This window comes from Anabaena azotica SJ-1 (genome assembly GCF_047275885.1).
GTDB lineage: Bacteria > Cyanobacteriota > Cyanobacteriia > Cyanobacteriales > Nostocaceae > Trichormus_B > Trichormus_B azotica_A.
The window spans coordinates 425,393-445,709 of sequence record NZ_CP178454.1 but is presented as its reverse complement, the minus strand read 5'-3'; the positions used below and the strand labels follow the sequence as shown (position 1 = coordinate 445,709).

Below are 20,317 nucleotides of genomic sequence, written 5' to 3'. Positions count from 1 at the left end.
ATCGCAGTACAAATTTGCAATTCAACCAGATTGCGTTTACGGTTCTGCAAAATTGGAATTACAAGAAACTATTAAGGGCTTGCTGGCATGAGACTATCTGAGCTAGATCCACTCATACCGCTAAATGAGTTGAGAGAAGAACTTCTCAAGTTACCAAAAGGCTACTCTTTTTATGAAGACGAATTGGTAGATTTCCTATCACGACGCAGATGGCCTGAGAGCGATCGCCGAATTGATAGAACAACTTTCTGGCGGTGGCGCAACGACAACGGAATTGAACATCAAAAAGTATTTAGCCGCTTGGATATCCTGAAACTCTGTCAAATTTGTGATCATTATCGAGTGGATGGAACTCGCAATGAATACTTAGCCATTATGAAAAAGAAAAAAGAAGTGATGCTCAACAAATAACTCTATTAACTACCGATATAGCTAATACCAATTTTGGATTTTAGATTATGAATTAACACTCATTGCTAACTATCCCCATTTGGTATCAAAGATGGATGGATATTTCTATAATCTGTCCATCTTCCTAGCTTTATCTTTGCCAAGTATTTAGAACCAACGTTATCAGGGAATGCTATCAAGTGTACTTATCTGTTCCTAAAGAACAGAAATAATGTCAATTCGAGAAAACGAAGTGACAACCTAATTGCTAATCTAAAAGACAAAAATTATGGTACACAAAGAAAAGCAGTCATTGACAAACCCTGTAAGTTGGTTGTCCATAACTTTGGCAATTACTACAGCTATAACTACTGCTACAGTATCTCTCTACAGCTTATCAAAATTTCATTTTAAATCTAAGCCTAATACTCCAGTTCCTATCAGTAATTCTACGCCTACAGTGACTGCTGTTGCAGCTTTAGGACGTTTAGAACCCGAAGGAGAAATTATTCGTTTGTCTGCTCCTAATTCTCAAGGGGGAGGAGTAAGAGTAGCTAAACTTTTAGTAAACAAAGGTGATAAAGTCCGTCAAGGACAAGTAGTAGCAATTCTTGATAGTTATGCTCCTAATATTGCAGCTTTAGAAAAAGCTAAGCAACAAGTGCAAGTTGCTCAGGCTAGTCTAAAACGAGTAGAAGCTGGTGCAAAACAAGGTGATATTTATGCTCAAAAAGCTACAATTGCTCGCCTAGATGCTGAATTACGTGGAGAAACTTTTGCTCAAAAAGCTACAATTGCTAGATTGCAAGCCGAATTAAATAATGCAGAGACAGAGCATCAGCGATACCAAAAATTATATCAAGATGGTGCTATTTCTGCTTCTGATGGAGATACCAAACGATTGCGAAGAGATACAGTACAACAGCAACTAAATGAAGCTAAAGCTTCCTTAAACCGAACCGTAGAAACGCTGCAAAAACAGTTAAATGAAGCCCAAGCTAGACTTAATAGTATTGTTGAAATTCGCCCTACTGATATAAAAGCCGCTCAGGCTGATGTTGATAGTGCAGAAGCTTCTGTTAAACAAGCTCAAGCAGAACTAGATTTAAGTTCTATCCGTTCTCCTATAGATGGTCAAGTGCTAAAAATTAATGCTTGGCCAGGAGAAATAATTGGTAATAATGGCATAGCTGAATTAGGTCGCACTCAACAGATGTATGTAGTAGCAGAAGTCTACGAAACTGATATTAAAAAAGTGCGTTTAGGTCAATCAGTTGTCATTACTAGTGATGCTTTTACAGGCAAAATACAAGGAACAGTTACAGATATTGGTTTGCAAGTTGGTAAACAAAATATCTTCAATACTAATCCCGGTGCAGATACAGATAATAAAATAGTCGATGTTAAAATTCGCATTGATAAACCAACAGATAACCAAAGAGTTGCGGCTTTGACTAATTTACAGGTGCAGGTACTCATCAAAGTATAATCTATTTTGAATTGTAGATTTGAGATTTGAGATTTGGATTACGTTAATAGTCTCCACGAAACATGGAAATATACATAGAGTGGGAATTACCCACTCTACCTTATTAAGATTGTACAGATAATTGAGGATTCCTAGAATCTATACTCCCAGAGGTTTTAAATATGATTTTGAATATACCTCTAGCTTGGCTACAACTAGCTAAACAAAAAGTGCGCTTTTTTGTAGCTTTAGCAGGAATTGCTTTTGTTGCTGTTTTGATGTTTATGCAAATTGGCTTTCAAGATGCTCTTTATGCAAGTGCTACACAGCTGCATAAAAATCTTAAAGGAGATTTGTTTTTAATTAGCGCCCAATATAAATCTTTGACTTCTAATCAAAGTTTTTCTCGCAGTCGTTTATACCAAACATTAGGTTTTTCAGATGTTGAATCTATCGATCCTTTATATGTGCAGTTTGCTAAGTTAAAAAATCCTATTAATGGACGCAAGTATCCTATCTATATACTGGGATTTGATCCAGTAAAACCCATCTTTAAACTACCAGAACTTCAGGAAAATTTTAAGTTACTGCAAATACCTGACCAAGTTTTTTTTGACCGTGCTTCTCGTCCAGAATTTGGACCAATTGCTGAATATTATCAGCAAAATAAACCTATGAGTTTAGAAATATTTAGTTATCTGGGTTTAGTAGGTTACAAGATAAAAATCTGCGGCTTATTTAGTCTTGGTCCTTCCTTTGGCGTTGATGGTAATTTAATTGTTAGTTCTTCTACTTTCATGCGGATATTTCAAGAACGTGATGCTGACAAAATAGATATAGGCTTAATTCATCTCAAACCTGGTGTTGACACCAAAAAAGTGTTGGCAAATTTATCAGCCAAATTACCCAAAGATGTTGTTGTGATGACTCGCCAAGAATTTATTGATTTTGAAAAAAGCTATTGGACTTTAAGAACCCCGATTGGATTTGTTTTTAATCTGATGGTAATTATGGGTTTTGTGGTGGGAGTAATTGTTGTTTACCAGATTCTTTATAGCAATATATCCACACATTTTGTTGAGTTTGCTACTCTTAAAGCCATGGGATTTAGAAATAAATATCTCTTGGTTGTGGTTTTTCAACAAGCTTTAATTTTAGCGGCTTTGGGCTATATTCCTGGTTTTGCTATATCTTTAGGACTTTATGATCTGGCTAAAAATGCGACTAAGTTACCAATTACTATGGATATAGAGAAAGCACTGATAGTATTAATTTCGGCAATTTTAATGTGTTTAACTTCGGGATTTTTCTCTACCAATAAATTACGCAAGGTAGACCCAGCAGATATTTTTTAACCTTCTGTAATATGATGCAATCAAACTTTATTTTGGAAATCACTAATCTGAATCATTACTTTGGTAAAACTAAGTTACGAGACCAGATCTTATTTGATGTTAATTTGACAATCCAATCTGGTGAAATTGTGATCATGACTGGTCCATCTGGTTCGGGAAAAACGACTTTATTAACTTTAATTGGGGCTTTACGTTCAGTTCAAGAGGGGAGTTTAAAATTTATTGGACAGGAATTATTTGGAGTTAGTAATGAAAAATTAGTACAAGTACGTCGTCAGATTGGTTATATTTTTCAGGCACATAATTTACTAGATTTCTTAACAGCCAGACAAAATGTACAAATGTCTTTGGAATTACAAACTAATATTTCACAATGGGAAGCTAAAATACAGTCAGAAGCAATACTCAATGCGGTGAAATTAGGTAATCGCATTAATTATTATCCATCGGATCTTTCAGGAGGACAAAAGCAAAGAGTTGCTATTGCTCGCGCTTTAGTGAGTCATCCTAAATTAGTCTTGGCTGATGAACCTACAGCAGCTTTAGATAGTAAATCAGGACGAGATGTTGTCAATTTGATGCAAGAATTAGCAAAAGAGCAGAATTGTGCTATTTTAATTGTCACTCATGATCACAGAATTTTAGATATTGCCGACCGAATAATTCAAATGGAAGATGGCAGATTAATAAAACAAGCTGCATATTGAATTATATCTTATGAGGGAAAAACATATCTGCTTTAGGGATGAAGTGAAAAATTTTCTATTTATGTAAAGTGTAAGGATTGTAGATGCCAGAGTTTTTCAAGAAGTTGGTGAGCTATTTTTTATAAAACTGGATAGGGTAGTTACAATATAATAAATGGTAAGAATTCAGGAGTCAAAATATTTGAGAAACTTTACATTTTGAATTGATATTATGGTGCAAGATTTGATTGTTTGCTTACAAGAAATAACTTTATACTTTATATTTAAAAAATCATGGATTTCCAAACATCCTGATGAATGTTTTGTGAATCTTCCGTGCCAATGTCAGCATCCTGGTCAAGAAATACAATGTGAAGATTGTACGTATTTGGAGGAATGTTTGTCTAGTTGGAAGCTGAATAGAAAGTAAGAATTCAGGAGTCAGGAGTCAGAATATTTGAGAAATTGGTTAATTATCAAAAAATTAAATAGGTATTTTTGGCGTTAGCCTTAAAATGCTAAATGCTGACTATAAAAACAAAAGCTAAGTTAGTAAACTCGCGGAATTTACATCTAAAAATAATGTGGCTTGTGGTTGTTTACGTAATACAGATGCTGGACAATTTGTGGTAATATCTCCCTGTAGTATCTCTTTAATTATTTTAGATTTGCGTGTATCTGGGGCGAGACAGATAATTTTTTTTGCTGTACAAATCATGGGAATAGTGACAGTAAAAGCATATTGAGGAACTGCTTCTAAATTGGCAAAATATCCTGTTTTTACTTGTTGCTGACGGTTGACTTGATCTAGTTTTACGAGTTTGATTTTAGCGGTGTCTTGAAAATTTGCTACTGCTGGGTCATTAAAGGCTAAATGTCCATTGTCTCCAATACCAAGAAGACATAAGTCAATGGGTTGAGCTTGTAATAATTTAGTATAGCGATCGCACTCAACAATTGGTTCTAAGGCATCCCCTGCTATATAATTGAATCTCTGTGGAAAAACCCGTTTTTCTACCCTTTCCCGCAGATAATACCGAAAACTTGCAGGATGATCAGCATTAATGCCTAAATATTCATCAAGATGAAATAAAGTTATCTTTGACCAATCTATTCCACCTAAAGCGATTAAAGCATCCAGAAATTTAAGTTGAGAATTGCCAGTAGCTAACAACACTGCTACTGTATTCTGTTGTTCAAGAAGATGCTGTAAATACTCATGTACAATTTCGGCAACATCCTGCGCCATTTCGGCTTCTGAGTTGTAAATCTGCACTAAAAGATCATCGACACGAAAAGATTTTGTAGCGGCTGGCATTTTCTTAAGCTATTGGTAATTGATAATTCGTAATTCTTGGTTAGGAAAAACGCTGAATCTATTCTCTATTCCCTATTACTTGTTCTCTAACTGCCAATTTACGTTAAACTAGGTAAATTAACTTAACACTTGTTTACATTTTACCAAAAAACCATGCTAACGGCAATTCTCTTTGACCTAGATGGAACTATTGTCAACACTGACCCAATACACTACCAAGCTTGGAGAGAAATGCTGTTAAATTACAGCATAGAAATTGATGAAATTTTCTACAAATCTCGAATTAGTGGGCGACTAAACCCAGAAATTGTTAAAGATATTCTACCGCAATTATCGGTAAAAGAAGGTGAAAAATTTGCTGATGATAAAGAAACTCTTTTCCGGGAACGTTCGTCCCATTTGCAACCAATGGCGGGATTTTCAGAGTTGTTAGCATGGACACATACACATCAAATAAAACGTGCATTAGTAACTAATGCTCCCAGATTAAATGCTGAATTTATGCTAGAAGTTTTGGGTATTAAAGAAGTTTTCCATACCATTGTTTTAGCAGATGATTGTATTGCCGGGAAACCAGATCCAGAACCATACAAAGTTGCTCTCCACAAGTTGGGAATTACACCAGAACAAGCTATTGCTTTAGAAGATTCTCCTTCCGGTATTCGTGCTGCTGTTGCTGCTAATATATCCACAATTGGCATTGCTTCTACCCATGACCCTCAACAATTGCATGAAGAGGGTACATTGATGGCAATTCCTGATTTTACAGATTTACGCTTGTGGACTTTCCTTAATTCCTTGATAGAACCCGATCTAGCAGTAATTGCATCTAATCTGTGAGCGATCGCTTATAGATGACAAATAACATAACACATAATTTCTGGTGATTATCCATCCCCCATCATTTATTAATGGGGGTTTTACTGTGCCATACTTGTTCAAATTCTGCCTCGGAAATTTCAAATTCTTCAATATTCTTATCATCTAATTTTTTATCGCATAACATCCCGTAATCATCGGCTGAATGGCTTTTATCATAGAATAATACGTTGCCATTTTCATACACTTCTATTTGTCTGCGAGCATATAAATTGCAATCAATTTCCATAAAGTAGGTACTAGTACCCCACTCATCATATTTGCCACCAAGAGATACATCCCATGACCATTTATAATATTTCTTTACTTTCTGTAATGTAGACATAATAATTTAACTCCTAACGCTGAATTACCAATTTAAATTTTACAACTTTCTCACTCACCTCGTATCTACCCCATTTTAAGCATTAACTATTGACCGTAATTATTCTATACTGAAAATCACTCCACAGGCAACTTTATACACCTGTTATAGAGTGAAGTAAAATGCTATCATATTTTGTGATCTTTTTTCTTCATGTTTTCTGCTGACTCGAAAAATATTACTTGATTCAGAGTTATCAATGTTTCTAACCTGAATATTTACTGAACTCGTAATATTTCCCGTACTTCCATTAAAATGATGCCTAGCATATTTTTACCACTACCATCACCACCGCAACCCCAATAATAGTCTATGGGTGAATTTTCAACTATTTCTTCATCACCTGTAGAAATTAACATTTCTCTAATATCTGCATGGGTAGAAAACTTACATAATACTGCTTTTCGCATGATATCATCTTTTACTTGTTCCCAATCTGAACGCAGGGGACGAGTTCTTTGTCTACCCATTTTTGCTGCATCTTTTGGGGTTTTAACAAGACGAATTTGTTCTAAATGAGATGTACCAATAAATTTTTGGGCTTGAAAATAATGTTCGCTAGTAGGCCAATACAAATCATCTAACATAAATCCATGAGGTGAGAAATTAGAAAAACAAGCGTATGAATCACGAGAATGATAAAAATAGATTGTCATGATCAGGAGTTCAGATTTATAAACAATACTAATTCTCTGTCAATTTTTTAACATGAGCAGGGAATTTAGCATTTTTGAGAGACTGCACAGTTGAAGAAGAATCTTGTACCCAAAATTGTTGTCCAAAACGTACTAATTCACGATAATTTTCTGATTTAATAATACCAATTACAGGTACTTTTGCTTTATCTTTATCTCCTGATTGTTCCTTCAAAATTGATCTGAGTCGATGTTGAACTTCAATAGTTCCAGCTTCTTGGGGATTCAATTCCACCATTACCATCTGGACTTTCTCAACTGGTTCTGCGTCTTCAACTATAAATTGATTTTGCTCATCTCTTCGGTCTACTTTACCCCAAATTATTAATCTGGCATCCACTTGTAAGAGTGAACTAACTCGTTCATAATTTTTAGGAAAGACAATGGCTTCTGATGATGCAGTTAGATCTTCGATTTGTAAAATTGCCATCGGATCACCTTTTTTTGTTACCACTTTTTTAACATTATTCAGCATGACGACTGCACAAAGCATTGTATTATCTTTCTGTTCTCCTAACTGTGAAAGATTAATTGGTGCGAGCAGTGATGATGATTGTTTAATATCTTTGAGTGGGTGAGCCGATACATAAAAACCTAATAGTTCTTTTTCCAACCGCAATTTTTCTTGGGGAGGAAAATCTAGTGTTGCTTCAGCTTTAGGAGCAGATTCAAAGGCATTATTTGATTTTTGTGGATTACTATTATTTGCAAAACTACCACCCATTAAATCAAATAAATTTCCCTGTCCACTAGCTCTATCTTTAGCACGGGATTGCGCCCAATCATATACTAATTCTAAGTCTCGAATTAATTGTTGGCGGTTGGATTCAATTTTGTCAAAGGCTCCACACTGAATCAGTGATTCTAAAGTACGACGGTTGACAGCACGTAAATCAATGCGATCGCAAAAATCTCCAAGGGATTTAAACTCTCCTCCCTCTGCTCTTGCTTCCAAGATACAAGCGATCGCATTTTGTCCTACATTCCGCACCGCCGAAAATCCAAATAGAATCTTCTTCTCTGCTGGTGTAAAATCTAACCCAGAACGGTTAATATCCGGCGGATCTATTTCAATTCCCATACTTGTGCAGTTGTTAAGATATTTCTGCACTTTGTCCGTATCCCCACTGTTAGCGGTTAACAGCGCCGCCATATATTCTAAGGGATAATTGGCTTTTAAATATGCCGTTTGATAGGTGACATAACCGTAAGCTGTGGAATGGGATTTATTGAAACAATTTGCAGCAATTAAACCATTTTTAATCGCAAAATTATGATCCTGTGCAACACCAATATCATAAACATTGGCTTGACCTACGTATTGACGTGAAATTATTTTAACCATATTATTTAGCTTTTTTAAGTTATCTCTAGATATTTGCTTAAAGTTCAATTATACTTTACCGATCAGTTTGTCATCCTCTCTGGAACTACCGCTTTCAGTTTACCATCTGCAATATCAGACTGTGAGTGTTGATTTGTTATCTTTATACTAAGTGATTGCTTAACAAATTCTTGCGATTTGGCGATCGCTCTCCATTGTCTATGCGAAAATATTCTAAGTCATAGGTTGAGATATTTTTAAATACAATGACTATTGCTAAGTCTTCCTCAACTTTACCACTTCTTGAAAATGGCGATCGCTTGCATCGTGCAGAATTTGAACGTCGTTATGCGGCTACACCCCATGTCAAAAAAGCTGAATTAATTGAAGGTATTGTATACGTGGCTTCTCCTTTACGCTTTACACCCCATGCTAAACCACATGGTGACTTGATAGGTTGGTTGTGGACTTACAAAACTGCGGTTGGTGCGATCGAGTTGGGTGTTGAACCCACTGTGCGACTTGATAATGACAACGAACCGCAACCCGATGTAGTGTTATTTAGAGTAGATGGGAATGCCAAAATAGATGATGATGGTTATATTACGGGTGCGCCGGAACTGGTGGTAGAAATTTCCGCAAGTACCGCTTCCTACGATTTATATGATAAGAAACGAGTTTATCAACGGAATGGTGTCAAAGAGTATATAGTTTGGCGGACTTTTGATGGCGAAATTGATTGGTTTGTCTTGGAAGATGGCAAATATATAGAAATGAAACCGGATGCAGAGGGAATTATCCGTAGTGTTGAATTTGCAGGTTTATGGTTAAACGTCAAGGCACTATTAGCGGGAGATATGCAGCAGGTTCTTAAAAGTTTGAATGAGGGGATGAAATCACAATTATAGGATTAAACTCATCTTCAAAAGCATCGGATAAAATGGAATTTTAAATAGGGAGAAAACAATGATGAACACAAAATTGGTGGAAACACTAATTCAAGTTATTCATACACTGTCATCCGCAGAAAGGAATTTACTTGAAGAAAAGCTATTCCGAGAAACATCAGAACCATCCGCCCAAGAAATTATAAATCTGGCAGTTATTGGTGGTTCATTTGAATTTCTTGAAGATGAACCAGATATCTATACTCTTGAAGATGGAGAACCAGTATGACTCCTCTGCAAAAAGGTGATATCGTCCTTGTCCAGTTCCCTTTTACCGATTTGAGTCAAACTAAATTACGCCCAACAGTTGTGATTTGGTCAAGTGATACAGGCCAAGATATTACCCTTTGCTTTATCTCATCTCAAGCCACTTCTAATATTTATCCAGATGAATTTTTGTTAGATCCTCACGATCCTGAGTTTGCAAGTACAGGTTTAAAGATCGTTTCTAAAGTTCGAGTAACTCGTGTTATTACTCTTGATCGCAAGCTGATTGTCAGGAAGTTGGGTAAACTTGGCGACGATCAGACAAAACTGTTAAATACTAAAATAATTGAAGCTTTTCAGTTGACTACATAAAATAAACTTTCCAGTATAGGAAGCCAATCTTACGTCTCCCAGTCCTGTAAATGCTAAAATCAATGACTTGAATGATAAAGAGAAAAATTATTTATGGCATCCATTCGCGAGTTGCACGAACAGCTAGTAAAAAAAGAACGTTCTGCCGTTGAAATTACCCAAGAAGCCCTAGATCGCATTCAAGCATTAGAACCAAAACTACACAGTTTCTTAACTGTCACGGCACAACAGGCTTTAGAACAGGCTCGTGCTGTGGATGCAAAAATCGCTGCTGGGGAAGAAATCGGTATCTTAGCAGGGATTCCCATTGGTGTAAAAGATAATATGTGTACCAAGGGAATTCGTACTACCTGCGCTTCTAAAATTCTAGAAAACTTTATTCCACCTTATGAGTCAACCGTAACCCAAAAATTAGCCCAAGCTGGAGCAGTAACGGTTGGTAAAACCAACTTGGACGAGTTTGCTATGGGTAGTTCCACAGAAAACTCCGCTTATCAAACTACCGCTAATCCTTGGGATATTTCACGGGTTCCCGGTGGTTCTTCTGGTGGTTCTGCGGCAGCTGTAGCGGCTGAAGAATGCGTTGTATCGCTAGGTTCTGATACGGGGGGTTCGATTCGTCAACCGGCTTCTTTTTGCGGTGTTGTAGGGATGAAACCGACTTATGGGTTAGTTTCCCGTTATGGTTTGGTGGCTTATGCGTCGTCTTTGGATCAAATTGGTCCCTTTGGTCGGAGTGTGGAAGATGCGGCGATTTTATTAAATGCGATCGCAGGTTATGACCCCCAAGACTCCACCAGCTTAAAAGTTGAAATTCCTGATTACACTGCTAATTTAACACCAGACTTAAAAGGTAAAAAACTCAAAGTAGGTGTCATTAAAGAAACCTTTGGTGAAGGGTTAGATCCAGAAGTAGACGCAGCGGTAAAGAATGCGATCGCTCAACTAGAAACTTTAGGTGCAGAAATTCATTACATTTCCTGTCCCCGCTTCCGTTATGGCGTACCCAGCTACTATATTATCGCCCCATCGGAAGCATCAGCCAACCTCGCCCGTTACGATGGCGTTAAATATGGCTTGCGCTCCCCTGACGCAGACAACCTCCTTTCCATGTACACCAGTACCCGCGCTGCTGGCTTTGGAACAGAAGTCAAACGCCGGATTATGATTGGTACTTATGCCCTCAGTGCCGGTTATTATGATGCCTATTACTTGAAAGCACAAAAAGTCCGCACCTTAATTAAAGAAGACTTTGAAACAGCTTTTCAACAAGTAGATATTTTAGTCTCTCCCACTGCACCCACCACAGCATTTCAAGCCGGCGAAAAAATCACCGATCCCTTGAGTATGTATTTAAATGACTTGATGACCATTCCCGTCAACCTTGCCGGTTTACCCGGAATTAGCATACCTTGTGGTTTTGACAGCAAAGGTTTACCAATTGGATTACAACTAATCGGCAAAGTCTTAAGAGAAGACCAACTTTTACAAGTAGCATACTCTTATGAACAATCAACTAATTGGCATCTTCAAAAAGCGAAAATAGCCTAATTTGCCAGTGGTCATTGGTCAGTTTTTTTTATTGGTTTTTGTAAGTAAAATCCTTGACTTGACCATTTTTTCCTAATAGTTTTGGTTCTTCTTCATTAACAGAAATTAAAACTACACCCGCATTACCAGAACGGACAGTCAAAGACTTTTTGGCTGTCCAATTTTTTCTTTCTCCCTTAGTTAAAATCCCCTCAAACTCAGTTTTACCATCAGCTTTTATTTGTACCCAAGAGTCACCTTTAAGCTCTAAAGTAACAGCAACATCTGAAACAGGTGTACTAATGGGAGAAGGTGTTGCTGCGGAAACAGGAGCAGTATTTGGAGATGGTAATATTTCTGAATTTAAAGGAGATTTTAGCGTTTTTTGCTCAACACTCAATATAGGATTTTGTTTATTAGCTAATGACTTATCTCTAAAATCTATTTTGAGTAAATAGAAAAGTCCCACAGCAGCAGCTATTAATAAAAAAATGTAAGGAACAAACAGCGGTATATAAATACTTGGTTTTCTATTTGAAGGATTAGATTCTAAAGGAGCAAAATTAATTTCCAAGCTGTTAGCTATAGCAGTCCCATCTAGTTCTAACCTATCTGCATAACGACGAATAAAACCTTTTACAAAAACAGGCTCAGGTAAATCCTCAAATCGCCATTCTTCCAAAGCTTGTAAAAAACTTAGTCGAATATGTGTTTGAATAGAAATTGCTTCTAGACTAATATTTTTCTCCTCTCTGACCTGTCGTAAATTGGCAGTTATTTCTTTGAGTTGTTCTTGTTGAGCATCATTTAAAACAGTCACCTTTATCTCCTCTAGAATCAATACATATAATCTTATATAGCGTTTTCCAGTCTAATGAAGTACACACCAATTTATTTCCTGTTCCCTGTTCCCTGTTAAGAGTTCCCTAAAACTAAAAAACTTTGTACCTCACGAGCATGGGAACTGCTATATAAATTAAAAAAAAGTATTAAATTATAGCGGTTATCAATTGGATGATAATAGACGTTGATGCGCTATCAGTTACAGAAGGACTTTGAACCCTGTTAAGATTTCCTTGCTTTATGGTGTATCCAGAACGGCAACCCTTGATTACCATATTTTACTGTTTATTTGCACTCATTTATTGTATTTATCCATACTTACTCACTTATAAAGCTGGATATACATTCTATGGTCATAAATCACTTATCACCTCTGCTGGAAGAATTATTTAGCTAGTGCTTTTAGTAGTAATAATTACAATATTCTGTTGATACGTAATCAGTCTTTTTTGTTCCCAGAGATAATGATATTAGTAATAATTATGAGTTTTAGCTAAAAATTGTCGAAAATGATACCTGAAAATCCGGATGTCGCAATTCACAATAGAAGAAATGACACAGGTAAAATCACTTTTTCCTCTAGCACCCGGAGATACTAAGATCATGACCATGGCATCTGCATATTTTTTCAACATTCCCGGCAATTCTACTGTACAAATTAGTAAAGATGAATTGCGATCGCTACTGAGAGAAATAGAATCTGAACTACACCAGAGTAAAGTTTATCGCCTAGCAGTAGCTAACTTACAAAAATTACTAGGTTCAACCGATGAACAAGCCAAGACTTTATTTAAAGCCGTGGGTAGAGAAGCCATCACTTTAGCATTTAAGCAATTTGCACAAAAACAGCAGACAGAAACAAATATCAATCTTAAGGAAGATGACACCGAGTTACCAAATCCAAAATTAGAACAATCTAGCAATCCCACACCAACCTTCAACACTATTACATCCACCCCAGAACCGGCATTAATAGAGACTAAACAAAGTCATTTACCACCAACATCTAAAACAACTTTAGTAGCAAATCAAACCATAAAAGATGAAGCAAAAACAACAACACCAAGCAACAGGCTTCCTAAACGGCACAAACTATCTAAAAGTCAACTAGCAGCACAACTAGCCGCTGAACAAAGGTTAGAACGTCTGCGTCAAATAGGAGAACAACTCAGACAAGCAAGAGAATCTCAAGGTTTGACTCTGCAAAACTTGAATATTTACACTCATATATCAACTCACCAGATGGAAGCGATTGAGAATGCTAATTTTGAAATACTGCCAGAAGACATCTTAATTCGTGGTTTTATCCGCGTTATGGCAAATTCTTTGGGATTAAATGGCACACTTTTAGCTAACTCCTTACCCATAGCCAACCAGACAAAATCAGTTTTACCATCTTGGTATCATGCCAAAAACTTTTCTGGAAGATTAGAGATAGAAATCCGACCAATACATTTATATGTAGGTTATACAGCCCTTGTTGCTGGTGCGCTAGGAGGATTATCTTTCCTGTCTAACCAAACCAATAAGGACACCGTACAAAATTCCCAACTGATTGTTCCCACATCTTCATCACTATGCCATTCCACCCAAAAGATAGAAGCCAACATTAAACCAGGCATCAAATCTACTTCCACTGGTATCTGTGTTGGAGCGGATATTTCCCCACCAGAGGCATTGTAATTTTAATGACCCGCTAAATTACTGTTCGTAAACTTTTTCCTGTTCCCGGCTTAAACAGATAAGACAAGTTATGAACCAAACACGATATGAGCAAACTTCCACAGCCATTACTTGATAGAATAAATATCTTGCATCAATCAAATCATCAACGTTTATCTGCATTTACCTGCGGTTAATTATGGTTATTTTGGGACTTTTGCAAGAATTTCCATGAAATTCCAATTTAGAGAAATTGCCCAGCCAAAATCCCCATTGTCATGAGTAGCGACACCCAACTCAGTCTCTTTGACGAATCAAGCTTCAACCAAAAAGATTTGATTCCTACAGACGCGAAAATTCCTATTCCGTCCGGCACTTATGCAAATCTGGCAGAATTAGCACAACACTGTAATAACTGCCGTCGTTGTGGGTTGGGTGAAAATCGCACTCATGCCGTAGTAGGACGTGGTAATCTCCAAGCCAAAATCATGATTATTGGGGAAGCACCAGGGCAAAGCGAAGACGAAACCGGCTTACCATTTGTGGGTAAATCTGGGCAATTATTGGAGAAGATTTTGGCATCTGTAGAATTGAGTACAGAGCATGATGTCTATATTGGTAATATAAATAAATGCCGTCCACCAGAAAACCGAGTTCCCACACCGGAAGAAATGGAAGCTTGTAAACCCTATTTATTAGAACAAATACGTTTAGTTGACCCAAAAATCATTTTATTAACTGGTGCAACTGCGGTCAAAGGTATTATAGGCAGCAAGCAAGGTATTACGAAAATTCGCGGACAATGGCTAGAGTGGGAAGGGCGTTTATGTATGCCAATTTTCCACCCTTCCTATTTATTGCGGAATCCTGCGCGGGAAAAAGGTTCACCTAAATGGTGGATGTGGCAGGATATTCAGGCTGTAAAAGCTAAGTATGATGAGATACGGGGCAAGGATTGAAAAATAGGCAGGGGGCAGGAAGCAGGGGTTGAAAAGGTGTGATTGTAATTATTATGGGAGTTGCGGGATCAGGGAAAACCTCTGTTGGTCAAGCACTTGCAGCCGCAACGGGATGGGAGTTTCATGATGCAGACTCGTTTCACTCAGCCGCAGCCAAGGACAAAATGGGCCGGGGAGAACCACTGACTGATACCGATCGCACACCTTGGTTACAAACTATGGAAGAAGCGATCGCCCAATGGCTACAAGCAGAAAAAAATACCATTCTTGCTTGTTCCGCACTCAAAGCCAGCTATCGTCAGATTCTCTACTGTGATGATCCACGGGTAAGGTTAGTTTATCTCCAAGGTAGTTATGAGTTGATTGATCAGAGATTGAGCGATCGCATCAGTCATTTCATGAAACCCAATCTCTTACAAAGCCAGTTTGATACTCTGGAAGAACCAACCCCCGCAGAAGCTATATATATTGATATTTCACAGGATTTAAAGGCGATCGTTCAGGAAATCCAAAATTACCTGTAGCTGTTGATATTATTCCCAACCTCTATAGTTTTTCCCACTTCCGATGCAGCAACTCTTGTATTCACACTCAATCTAAAAAAATGATTAAATCTTGACGCATCAACCCAACTAGGCATAGTTGCTTGACGTTTCTGCACAAATATTTTTTGAAAGTTGGGGTAAGCTTCACCTAAATAGGAATCCCGCGTAGGAACAACACAACGTTGACAGGGGTTAACTCCCAAAAACTGTACATCTCCTATTGAAAAAGATACAGTTTCTCCACTTGCTGTAAACAACCTATCTTCCCAAAATGCTGGTACACCATCAATTTCAATATTGGCACGCATCCGACGACGCATTTCATCCACACTCATACCAGGAAACCAAGAAGCTACTTCTGTCAAAGTTGCGGTGCTAATCACTGTCGGACCTGGTGAGTCTGTATCATCAGGAAAACCCAAATTGGTGTTTTGTGCTAATTTGACAGCAAACCCGAAATAATCACTTAAAGTTGCTTCTAGAGATTTGAGTTCTTCATCCAGATGAAAAACTTGTGATGATTTGCTCCCAGGAAGTTGAAGGTACAAAACTCTCTCATTTAAAGAAAATTTTGAGCGCAATAAATGAATTTTGGCATGGCGTTTACCATTAACAAATCTGCCCTGTGCATCCAGAATTGCAAATTCTCGGTCATAGAGAAGTGCGCCACCAGGTAGAATTGTTGCCTTTTCTACTTCCACACCATCCAATGACTTAATCGGATATAGAAATATTTTAGCTAGATTGGACATTGAAATAATTCGTAATGCTTTACCGCTATATTTTGGAATTTTGAAATCTATAGCGGTAGCCTGTTTAAGGATTTACGGATGGATATAACGGAGACTTATCTATCGCTCCAACATTATTAAGAGGCCAGAAACGAACTATGGCACGACCAATAATATTTTTCTGAGGTACTAAACCCCAGCAACGACCATCATAACTGCTACCACGATTATCACCTAAAACTAGATATGAATTGGGTGGTATGGTTTCCGGTTGAGCCAAAAAAGGTGGTTGTTGCCCGGATGTACATACATCAACAACTGTACGCACAGAGGGGGATAAATATTTATCTTCTTCTAGAACTTTGTTATTAATATAGACTTGGCCTTCCCGCAGTTCTACTTTTTCTCCAGGCAACCCGATGATTCGTTTAATGAACGCATCATGGTATTGTTCTTTTTGTAATTCTTCCGTTGGTGAAAATACTACTATATCTCCCCGTTCTGGCTTAGTAAATTTATACTTCACCTTATCAACAATAATCTTATCCGCTTCCCATTGGTTTGGTGTACCATGCAGCGTCGGTTCCATTGATCCAGAAGGAATCCAACGTGCTTCAGCAACAAACGTACGAATTCCCAAGGCCAGAAAGACGCTCAAGATAATTGTTTTGCCTAGCTCTAAGATCCAGGAATTATCAGGTTGGGGGCTAGAATTTTTATCAGACACTTGATTTTGCATGAAATTACTTAAATTTTAGGGTAAGAAGCAAGCACTGAACTTATCGGGGGAGACTTTATTTATTATCTTAACTAGAGAAGCGTGTTTTCCTGAGCTAGATGGGGTTTAGAGAACCTCTTTAATTAGCATAAATTATTTTATTTAACACACACCATAAGATAAAACAGATAACTGATAACTGATAACTGATAAATTTATGTCATCTCCAACCAGTTTACTAATTCGTCAAGCACGCCTCATGTTACCCAATGGTGAGTTGATAATTGGCGATGTGCTAACGGATGGACGGCAAATAGTCGAGGTAGCGTCAGAAATTGCTAATGCCTCACCAACTCAAGAAATTGACGCACAGGGGTTAACTTTGTTGCCTGGTGTGATTGATCCGCAAGTACATTTCCGAGAACCAGGTCTGGAACATAAGGAAGACTTGTTTACCGCTAGTTGTGCTTGCGCTAAAGGAGGAGTCACCTCTTTTTTGGAAATGCCCAATACAAGACCTTTGACAATTAACCAGTCAGCGTTAGATGACAAGCTAGAACGGGCTGCCAATAAGTGCTTAGTTAATTATGGCTTTTTTATTGGGGCGACAACAGAAAACTTATCAGAATTGCTTGCAGCGCAGCCGACACCAGGAATTAAGATTTTTATGGGTTCGATGCATGGTCAGTTGCTGGTTAGCCAAGAAGAGGCGCTAGAAGCGATTTTTGCCCAAGGAACTCGGTTAATTGCTGTTCATGCGGAAGATCAAGAGAGAATTAACCAACGCCGACAGGAATTTGCTGGGATTGATGATCCTGCCATTCATTCCCAAATTCAAGATAATCAAGCTGCACTGTTAGCAACACAATTGGCATTAAAACTTTCTAAAAAATATCAACGCAGGTTACATATTCTGCATCTGTCAACGGCTGATGAGGCTGAATTACTGCGTCAGGATAAACCCAGTTGGGTGACAGCGGAGGTAACTCCACAGCATTTGTTGTTAAATACCAGTGCATATCAAACCATTGGTACGTTGGCGCAGATGAATCCACCATTGCGATCGCCCCATGATAACGAAGTTCTTTGGCAAGCGTTACGAGATGGAGTCATTGATTTCATTGCCACCGACCATGCACCCCACACCTTGGAAGAAAAATCCCAAACTTACCCCAACACACCTTCAGGAATGCCTGGTGTGGAAACTTCCCTACCTTTAATGTTAACTTCCGCAATGGAGGGAAAATGCACAATTGCCCAAGTTGCTAACTGGATGTCTAAGGCTGTCGCTACCGCTTATAAAATTCCTAACAAGGGAGAAATTACCCCTGGTTATGATGCTGATTTAGTATTAGTAGATTTAAATACCTATCGCCCCGTTAAGCGAGAAGAACAGTTAACCAAATGTGGTTGGAGTTCCTTTGAAGGCTGGAATTTAACAGGTTGGCCTGTAACAACAATTGTTGGCGGTGAAATCGTCTACGACAAAGGCCAAGTAAACACCCAAGTCAGGGGACAAGCCTTAAAATTTTTAGCTTAAGGAGTTCAGGAGTTCAGGAGTTCAGGAGTTCAGGAGTTCAGGAGTTCAGGAGTTCAGGAGTCAGGAGTCAGGAGTCAGGAGTTCAGGAGTTCAGGAGTCAGGAGTCAGAAGTCAGAAGTCAGGAGTTCAGGAGTCAGGAGTCAGGAGTCAGGAGTCAGGAGTCAGGAGTCAGGAGTTCAGAAAAATAAGAAGAATCAGAAGAAATTTTCCCTCTGCTCCTCTGCTCCTCTGCTCCTCTGCTCCTCTGCTCCTCTGCTCCTCTGCCCCTCTGCTCCCCTTCTCCCCATCCTCCCTAAGCAAGTGGTTAAATTGACTACATTTGCGCCATAAAGCCAGAGTTATGGCAGGATGGAAAGAGGCTGGTGCAACAAGAAGCCGGAAATTGGTGCTGCTGCTTTCACTAGCAATGAGAAACTAGATCAAGGTCTTTATGAAAGCCATGACCTGGCAAAATGTCCTTAGTTTCGCATTGTTTACAAAAAATCTTGGCGAAAGAATATCTATTATCGTCGGAACGCTTGTATTTGACTGCGAAAAAGAATATGTACTCCAAACCTTGACTATTCAATGAATCCAGACTACTCAGAAACTTACATCAATCATCCAACGTGGGGTTTACTATATAGGATCTGTATGGTTGATGATAACCAGGATCTTTTCACTACACTTTATGCCCAACGCTTATTTTTTTTGGTAACTAGCGACGTTAAAGGCATTAAATTTCAGTCTATTGGTAGGACTGAAGCCCGGATGATGCTGGAAAATCGTTTACGTACTTTGCGTCGCAGTGGTAAGTCCCAGGAGTACGATCAACTTCAGAGTGTTTTCCAACGCACCTTCCAATGAGTAGTTCGATTAGTCAATGCATTGCTACCATTCGCGCTTCACTTCCTGCCTCTGTTCGGTTGATTGCTGTTAGTAAGCAAGTTCCAACTGAACTGATGCGGGAAGCATACACCGCAGGAATTCGTGATTTTGCTGAAAGTCGTATCCAAGAAGCTGCCAGTAAACAAGCCGAGTTACAGGATTTGCCGGACATTACTTGGCACTTTATTGGACATTTACAAAGTAACAAAGCTAAAAAAGCTTTGGAATTATTTGATTGGATTCACTCTGTTGACAATCTCCACATAGCCCAGCGTTTAGATACCCTAGCGTCACAACTAGGGGTTACTCCCTTGGTTTGCCTACAAGTCAAAATTCTCCCCGATCCTCATAAGTCTGGTTGGACGATACCGGAATTATTAGCTGACTTGGAGGCACTAAACCAATGCAAAAATTTACAAATTCAAGGTTTAATGACAATTCCACCCTTTGGGTTGGATGATGACGAAATTTCAAGCGTGTTCAATAATACTCAGAAATTAGCTAAGGAAATTGAATCACAAAAATGGTTAAATATTAAAATGCTGCATCTATCAATGGGTATGTCTGGTGATTATCAATTAGCAGTTCCAGCGGGTGCAACGATGGTAAGATTGGGAACAATTTTGTTTGGAAATCGCTCCTAATGTTTTAGTGTTTATTTGGATACAAGGATATAGAAATAACCATAGTATAATTTCCCAACAACTTCAGTGCCTGTTGCCAAAGAATGTGTTTAAAGATATAGTGTTGAGAAATGTAAGCACTAAGACAAAATTAGATGAAGAGGACTTTTCGTTACTCATACATTAGGATATAATCTTGACTCATTGTTATGTCCATATCAGGTATAGTCTTTTCTAGAGCAAAAATTCTTGATGACAACCTGTACTAGAGGCTACAAATAACAATAAAATTGC

Annotated in this window: 22 protein-coding genes; 15 read left to right on the top strand and 7 right to left on the bottom strand. The window is 38.1% G+C overall.

The annotated features are described in order from the left end of the window. Window positions 1-87 precede the first annotated feature (87 nt). The 4 genes from ACLLO5_RS01940 to ACLLO5_RS01925 all read left to right on the top strand — a co-directional run bounded on the left by ACLLO5_RS01940 (window position 88) and on the right by ACLLO5_RS01925 (window position 3,920). The gene (locus tag ACLLO5_RS01940) at window positions 88-411 is read left to right on the top strand and encodes a hypothetical protein (RefSeq protein WP_013192762.1); all 324 of its coding nucleotides are present in this window, start codon (window positions 88-90) and stop codon (window positions 409-411) included. 268 nt (window positions 412-679) lie between these two features. Then, window positions 680-1,879 carry an ABC exporter membrane fusion protein gene (locus ACLLO5_RS01935; protein WP_413173814.1) on the top strand — a complete coding sequence of 400 codons (1,200 nt, stop codon included), beginning with the start codon at window positions 680-682 and terminating at the stop codon, window positions 1,877-1,879. Between the two features lie 161 nt (window positions 1,880-2,040). Then, window positions 2,041-3,213 (top strand): ABC transporter permease DevC, encoded by a 1,173-nt coding sequence (gene devC, locus ACLLO5_RS01930; RefSeq protein WP_413173813.1) that lies wholly within the window; start codon window positions 2,041-2,043, stop codon window positions 3,211-3,213. A gap of 11 nt (window positions 3,214-3,224) precedes the next feature. After that, the gene (locus ACLLO5_RS01925; RefSeq protein ID WP_413173812.1) at window positions 3,225-3,920 is read left to right on the top strand and encodes a DevA family ABC transporter ATP-binding protein; all 696 of its coding nucleotides are present in this window, start codon (window positions 3,225-3,227) and stop codon (window positions 3,918-3,920) included. A 523-nt stretch (window positions 3,921-4,443) separates the two neighbouring features. Here the strand turns inward: ACLLO5_RS01925 and ACLLO5_RS01920 are convergent. Further along, on the bottom strand, window positions 4,444-5,217 hold the full coding sequence (locus ACLLO5_RS01920) for a glucosamine-6-phosphate deaminase (RefSeq protein ID WP_413173811.1): 774 nt from the start codon (window positions 5,215-5,217) through the stop codon (window positions 4,444-4,446). 153 nt (window positions 5,218-5,370) lie between these two features. Between ACLLO5_RS01920 and ACLLO5_RS01915 the strand changes: the two genes are divergently transcribed. Continuing rightward, window positions 5,371-6,057, top strand: a complete 687-nt coding sequence (locus tag ACLLO5_RS01915) for an HAD family hydrolase (protein ID WP_413173810.1) — start codon at window positions 5,371-5,373, stop codon at window positions 6,055-6,057. Window positions 6,058-6,118: 61 nt separating this feature from the next. Here the strand turns inward: ACLLO5_RS01915 and ACLLO5_RS01910 are convergent, their stop codons facing one another. The 3 genes from ACLLO5_RS01910 to ACLLO5_RS01900 form a co-directional block, all read right to left on the bottom strand. Further along, a complete protein-coding gene (locus ACLLO5_RS01910; RefSeq protein ID WP_413173809.1) occupies window positions 6,119-6,421 on the bottom strand; it encodes a hypothetical protein in 303 nt (100 codons plus the stop codon). Between the two features lie 257 nt (window positions 6,422-6,678). Next, entirely contained in the window at window positions 6,679-7,116 is a 438-nt protein-coding gene (locus tag ACLLO5_RS01905) for an NADAR family protein (protein ID WP_413173808.1), read from the bottom strand. Between the two features lie 28 nt (window positions 7,117-7,144). Beyond that, window positions 7,145-8,500, bottom strand: a complete 1,356-nt coding sequence (locus tag ACLLO5_RS01900; RefSeq protein WP_413173807.1) for an OB-fold nucleic acid binding domain-containing protein — start codon at window positions 8,498-8,500, stop codon at window positions 7,145-7,147. A gap of 245 nt (window positions 8,501-8,745) precedes the next feature. Between ACLLO5_RS01900 and ACLLO5_RS01895 the strand changes: the two genes are divergently transcribed. The 4 genes from ACLLO5_RS01895 (at window position 8,746) to gatA (ending at window position 11,556) form a co-directional block, all read left to right on the top strand. After that, window positions 8,746-9,387 carry a Uma2 family endonuclease gene (locus ACLLO5_RS01895; protein WP_413173806.1) on the top strand — a complete coding sequence of 214 codons (642 nt, stop codon included), beginning with the start codon at window positions 8,746-8,748 and terminating at the stop codon, window positions 9,385-9,387. Window positions 9,388-9,445: 58 nt separating this feature from the next. Beyond that, window positions 9,446-9,655, top strand: coding sequence for a hypothetical protein (locus tag ACLLO5_RS01890; RefSeq protein ID WP_413173805.1), 210 nt, complete (start codon window positions 9,446-9,448; stop codon window positions 9,653-9,655). Further along, window positions 9,652-10,005 carry a type II toxin-antitoxin system PemK/MazF family toxin gene (locus tag ACLLO5_RS01885; protein WP_413173804.1) on the top strand — a complete coding sequence of 118 codons (354 nt, stop codon included), beginning with the start codon at window positions 9,652-9,654 and terminating at the stop codon, window positions 10,003-10,005. Before ACLLO5_RS01890 ends, ACLLO5_RS01885 begins: the two co-directional genes overlap by 4 nt. Before the next feature lie 93 nt (window positions 10,006-10,098). Then, on the top strand, window positions 10,099-11,556 hold the full coding sequence (gatA, locus tag ACLLO5_RS01880) for an Asp-tRNA(Asn)/Glu-tRNA(Gln) amidotransferase subunit GatA (RefSeq protein WP_413173803.1): 1,458 nt from the start codon (window positions 10,099-10,101) through the stop codon (window positions 11,554-11,556). 28 nt (window positions 11,557-11,584) lie between these two features. Here the strand turns inward: gatA and ACLLO5_RS01875 are convergent, their stop codons facing one another. Continuing rightward, window positions 11,585-12,355, bottom strand: coding sequence for a helix-turn-helix domain-containing protein (locus tag ACLLO5_RS01875; protein WP_413173802.1), 771 nt, complete (start codon window positions 12,353-12,355; stop codon window positions 11,585-11,587). 551 nt (window positions 12,356-12,906) lie between these two features. Between ACLLO5_RS01875 and ACLLO5_RS01870 the strand changes: the two genes are divergently transcribed. From ACLLO5_RS01870 to ACLLO5_RS01860, 3 genes are all read left to right on the top strand, one after another. Next, window positions 12,907-14,061: a helix-turn-helix domain-containing protein gene (locus tag ACLLO5_RS01870; protein WP_413173801.1), complete on the top strand. Its 1,155-nt coding sequence runs from the start codon at window positions 12,907-12,909 to the stop codon at window positions 14,059-14,061. Between the two features lie 257 nt (window positions 14,062-14,318). Then, complete coding sequence (locus tag ACLLO5_RS01865; RefSeq protein WP_413173800.1) at window positions 14,319-14,999, top strand: uracil-DNA glycosylase; 681 nt, start codon at window positions 14,319-14,321, stop codon at window positions 14,997-14,999. A 38-nt stretch (window positions 15,000-15,037) separates the two neighbouring features. Next, complete coding sequence (locus tag ACLLO5_RS01860; protein ID WP_413173799.1) at window positions 15,038-15,523, top strand: gluconokinase; 486 nt, start codon at window positions 15,038-15,040, stop codon at window positions 15,521-15,523. Here ACLLO5_RS01860 and ACLLO5_RS01855 read toward each other — a convergent pair. Further along, window positions 15,514-16,296 carry an MOSC domain-containing protein gene (locus tag ACLLO5_RS01855; RefSeq protein ID WP_413173798.1) on the bottom strand — a complete coding sequence of 261 codons (783 nt, stop codon included), beginning with the start codon at window positions 16,294-16,296 and terminating at the stop codon, window positions 15,514-15,516. The genes ACLLO5_RS01860 and ACLLO5_RS01855 overlap by 10 nt on opposite strands. A gap of 64 nt (window positions 16,297-16,360) precedes the next feature. Continuing rightward, the gene (lepB, locus tag ACLLO5_RS01850; RefSeq protein WP_413173797.1) at window positions 16,361-17,014 is read right to left on the bottom strand and encodes a signal peptidase I; all 654 of its coding nucleotides are present in this window, start codon (window positions 17,012-17,014) and stop codon (window positions 16,361-16,363) included. Between the two features lie 196 nt (window positions 17,015-17,210). Between lepB and ACLLO5_RS01845 the strand changes: the two genes are divergently transcribed. From ACLLO5_RS01845 to ACLLO5_RS01835, 3 genes are all read left to right on the top strand, one after another. Next, window positions 17,211-18,533: a dihydroorotase gene (locus ACLLO5_RS01845; protein ID WP_413173796.1), complete on the top strand. Its 1,323-nt coding sequence runs from the start codon at window positions 17,211-17,213 to the stop codon at window positions 18,531-18,533. A gap of 567 nt (window positions 18,534-19,100) precedes the next feature. Then, window positions 19,101-19,379: a transcriptional coactivator PipX gene (gene pipX, locus ACLLO5_RS01840; protein WP_013192742.1), complete on the top strand. Its 279-nt coding sequence runs from the start codon at window positions 19,101-19,103 to the stop codon at window positions 19,377-19,379. After that, a complete protein-coding gene (locus tag ACLLO5_RS01835) occupies window positions 19,376-20,044 on the top strand; it encodes a YggS family pyridoxal phosphate-dependent enzyme (RefSeq protein ID WP_413173795.1) in 669 nt (222 codons plus the stop codon). Before pipX ends, ACLLO5_RS01835 begins: the two co-directional genes overlap by 4 nt. Window positions 20,045-20,317 lie beyond the last annotated feature (273 nt).

What these genes read in the sequence shown, in the direction of transcription:
- ACLLO5_RS01940 (WP_013192762.1), top strand. Translation starts at nt 88, where the DNA reads ATGAGACTATCTGAGCTAGATCCACTCATACCGCTAAATGAGTTGAGA.
- ACLLO5_RS01935 (WP_413173814.1), top strand. Translation starts at nt 680, where the DNA reads ATGGTACACAAAGAAAAGCAGTCATTGACAAACCCTGTAAGTTGGTTG.
- devC (WP_413173813.1), top strand. Translation starts at nt 2,041, where the DNA reads ATGATTTTGAATATACCTCTAGCTTGGCTACAACTAGCTAAACAAAAA.
- ACLLO5_RS01925 (WP_413173812.1), top strand. Translation starts at nt 3,225, where the DNA reads ATGATGCAATCAAACTTTATTTTGGAAATCACTAATCTGAATCATTAC.
- ACLLO5_RS01920 (WP_413173811.1), bottom strand. Translation starts at nt 5,217, where the DNA reads ATGCCAGCCGCTACAAAATCTTTTCGTGTCGATGATCTTTTAGTGCAG.
- ACLLO5_RS01915 (WP_413173810.1), top strand. Translation starts at nt 5,371, where the DNA reads ATGCTAACGGCAATTCTCTTTGACCTAGATGGAACTATTGTCAACACT.
- ACLLO5_RS01910 (WP_413173809.1), bottom strand. Translation starts at nt 6,421, where the DNA reads ATGTCTACATTACAGAAAGTAAAGAAATATTATAAATGGTCATGGGAT.
- ACLLO5_RS01905 (WP_413173808.1), bottom strand. Translation starts at nt 7,116, where the DNA reads ATGACAATCTATTTTTATCATTCTCGTGATTCATACGCTTGTTTTTCT.
- ACLLO5_RS01900 (WP_413173807.1), bottom strand. Translation starts at nt 8,500, where the DNA reads ATGGTTAAAATAATTTCACGTCAATACGTAGGTCAAGCCAATGTTTAT.
- ACLLO5_RS01895 (WP_413173806.1), top strand. Translation starts at nt 8,746, where the DNA reads ATGACTATTGCTAAGTCTTCCTCAACTTTACCACTTCTTGAAAATGGC.
- ACLLO5_RS01890 (WP_413173805.1), top strand. Translation starts at nt 9,446, where the DNA reads ATGATGAACACAAAATTGGTGGAAACACTAATTCAAGTTATTCATACA.
- ACLLO5_RS01885 (WP_413173804.1), top strand. Translation starts at nt 9,652, where the DNA reads ATGACTCCTCTGCAAAAAGGTGATATCGTCCTTGTCCAGTTCCCTTTT.
- gatA (WP_413173803.1), top strand. Translation starts at nt 10,099, where the DNA reads ATGGCATCCATTCGCGAGTTGCACGAACAGCTAGTAAAAAAAGAACGT.
- ACLLO5_RS01870 (WP_413173801.1), top strand. Translation starts at nt 12,907, where the DNA reads ATGTCGCAATTCACAATAGAAGAAATGACACAGGTAAAATCACTTTTT.
- ACLLO5_RS01865 (WP_413173800.1), top strand. Translation starts at nt 14,319, where the DNA reads ATGAGTAGCGACACCCAACTCAGTCTCTTTGACGAATCAAGCTTCAAC.
- ACLLO5_RS01855 (WP_413173798.1), bottom strand. Translation starts at nt 16,296, where the DNA reads ATGTCCAATCTAGCTAAAATATTTCTATATCCGATTAAGTCATTGGAT.
- lepB (WP_413173797.1), bottom strand. Translation starts at nt 17,014, where the DNA reads ATGCAAAATCAAGTGTCTGATAAAAATTCTAGCCCCCAACCTGATAAT.
- ACLLO5_RS01845 (WP_413173796.1), top strand. Translation starts at nt 17,211, where the DNA reads ATGTCATCTCCAACCAGTTTACTAATTCGTCAAGCACGCCTCATGTTA.
- pipX (WP_013192742.1), top strand. Translation starts at nt 19,101, where the DNA reads ATGAATCCAGACTACTCAGAAACTTACATCAATCATCCAACGTGGGGT.
- ACLLO5_RS01835 (WP_413173795.1), top strand. Translation starts at nt 19,376, where the DNA reads ATGAGTAGTTCGATTAGTCAATGCATTGCTACCATTCGCGCTTCACTT.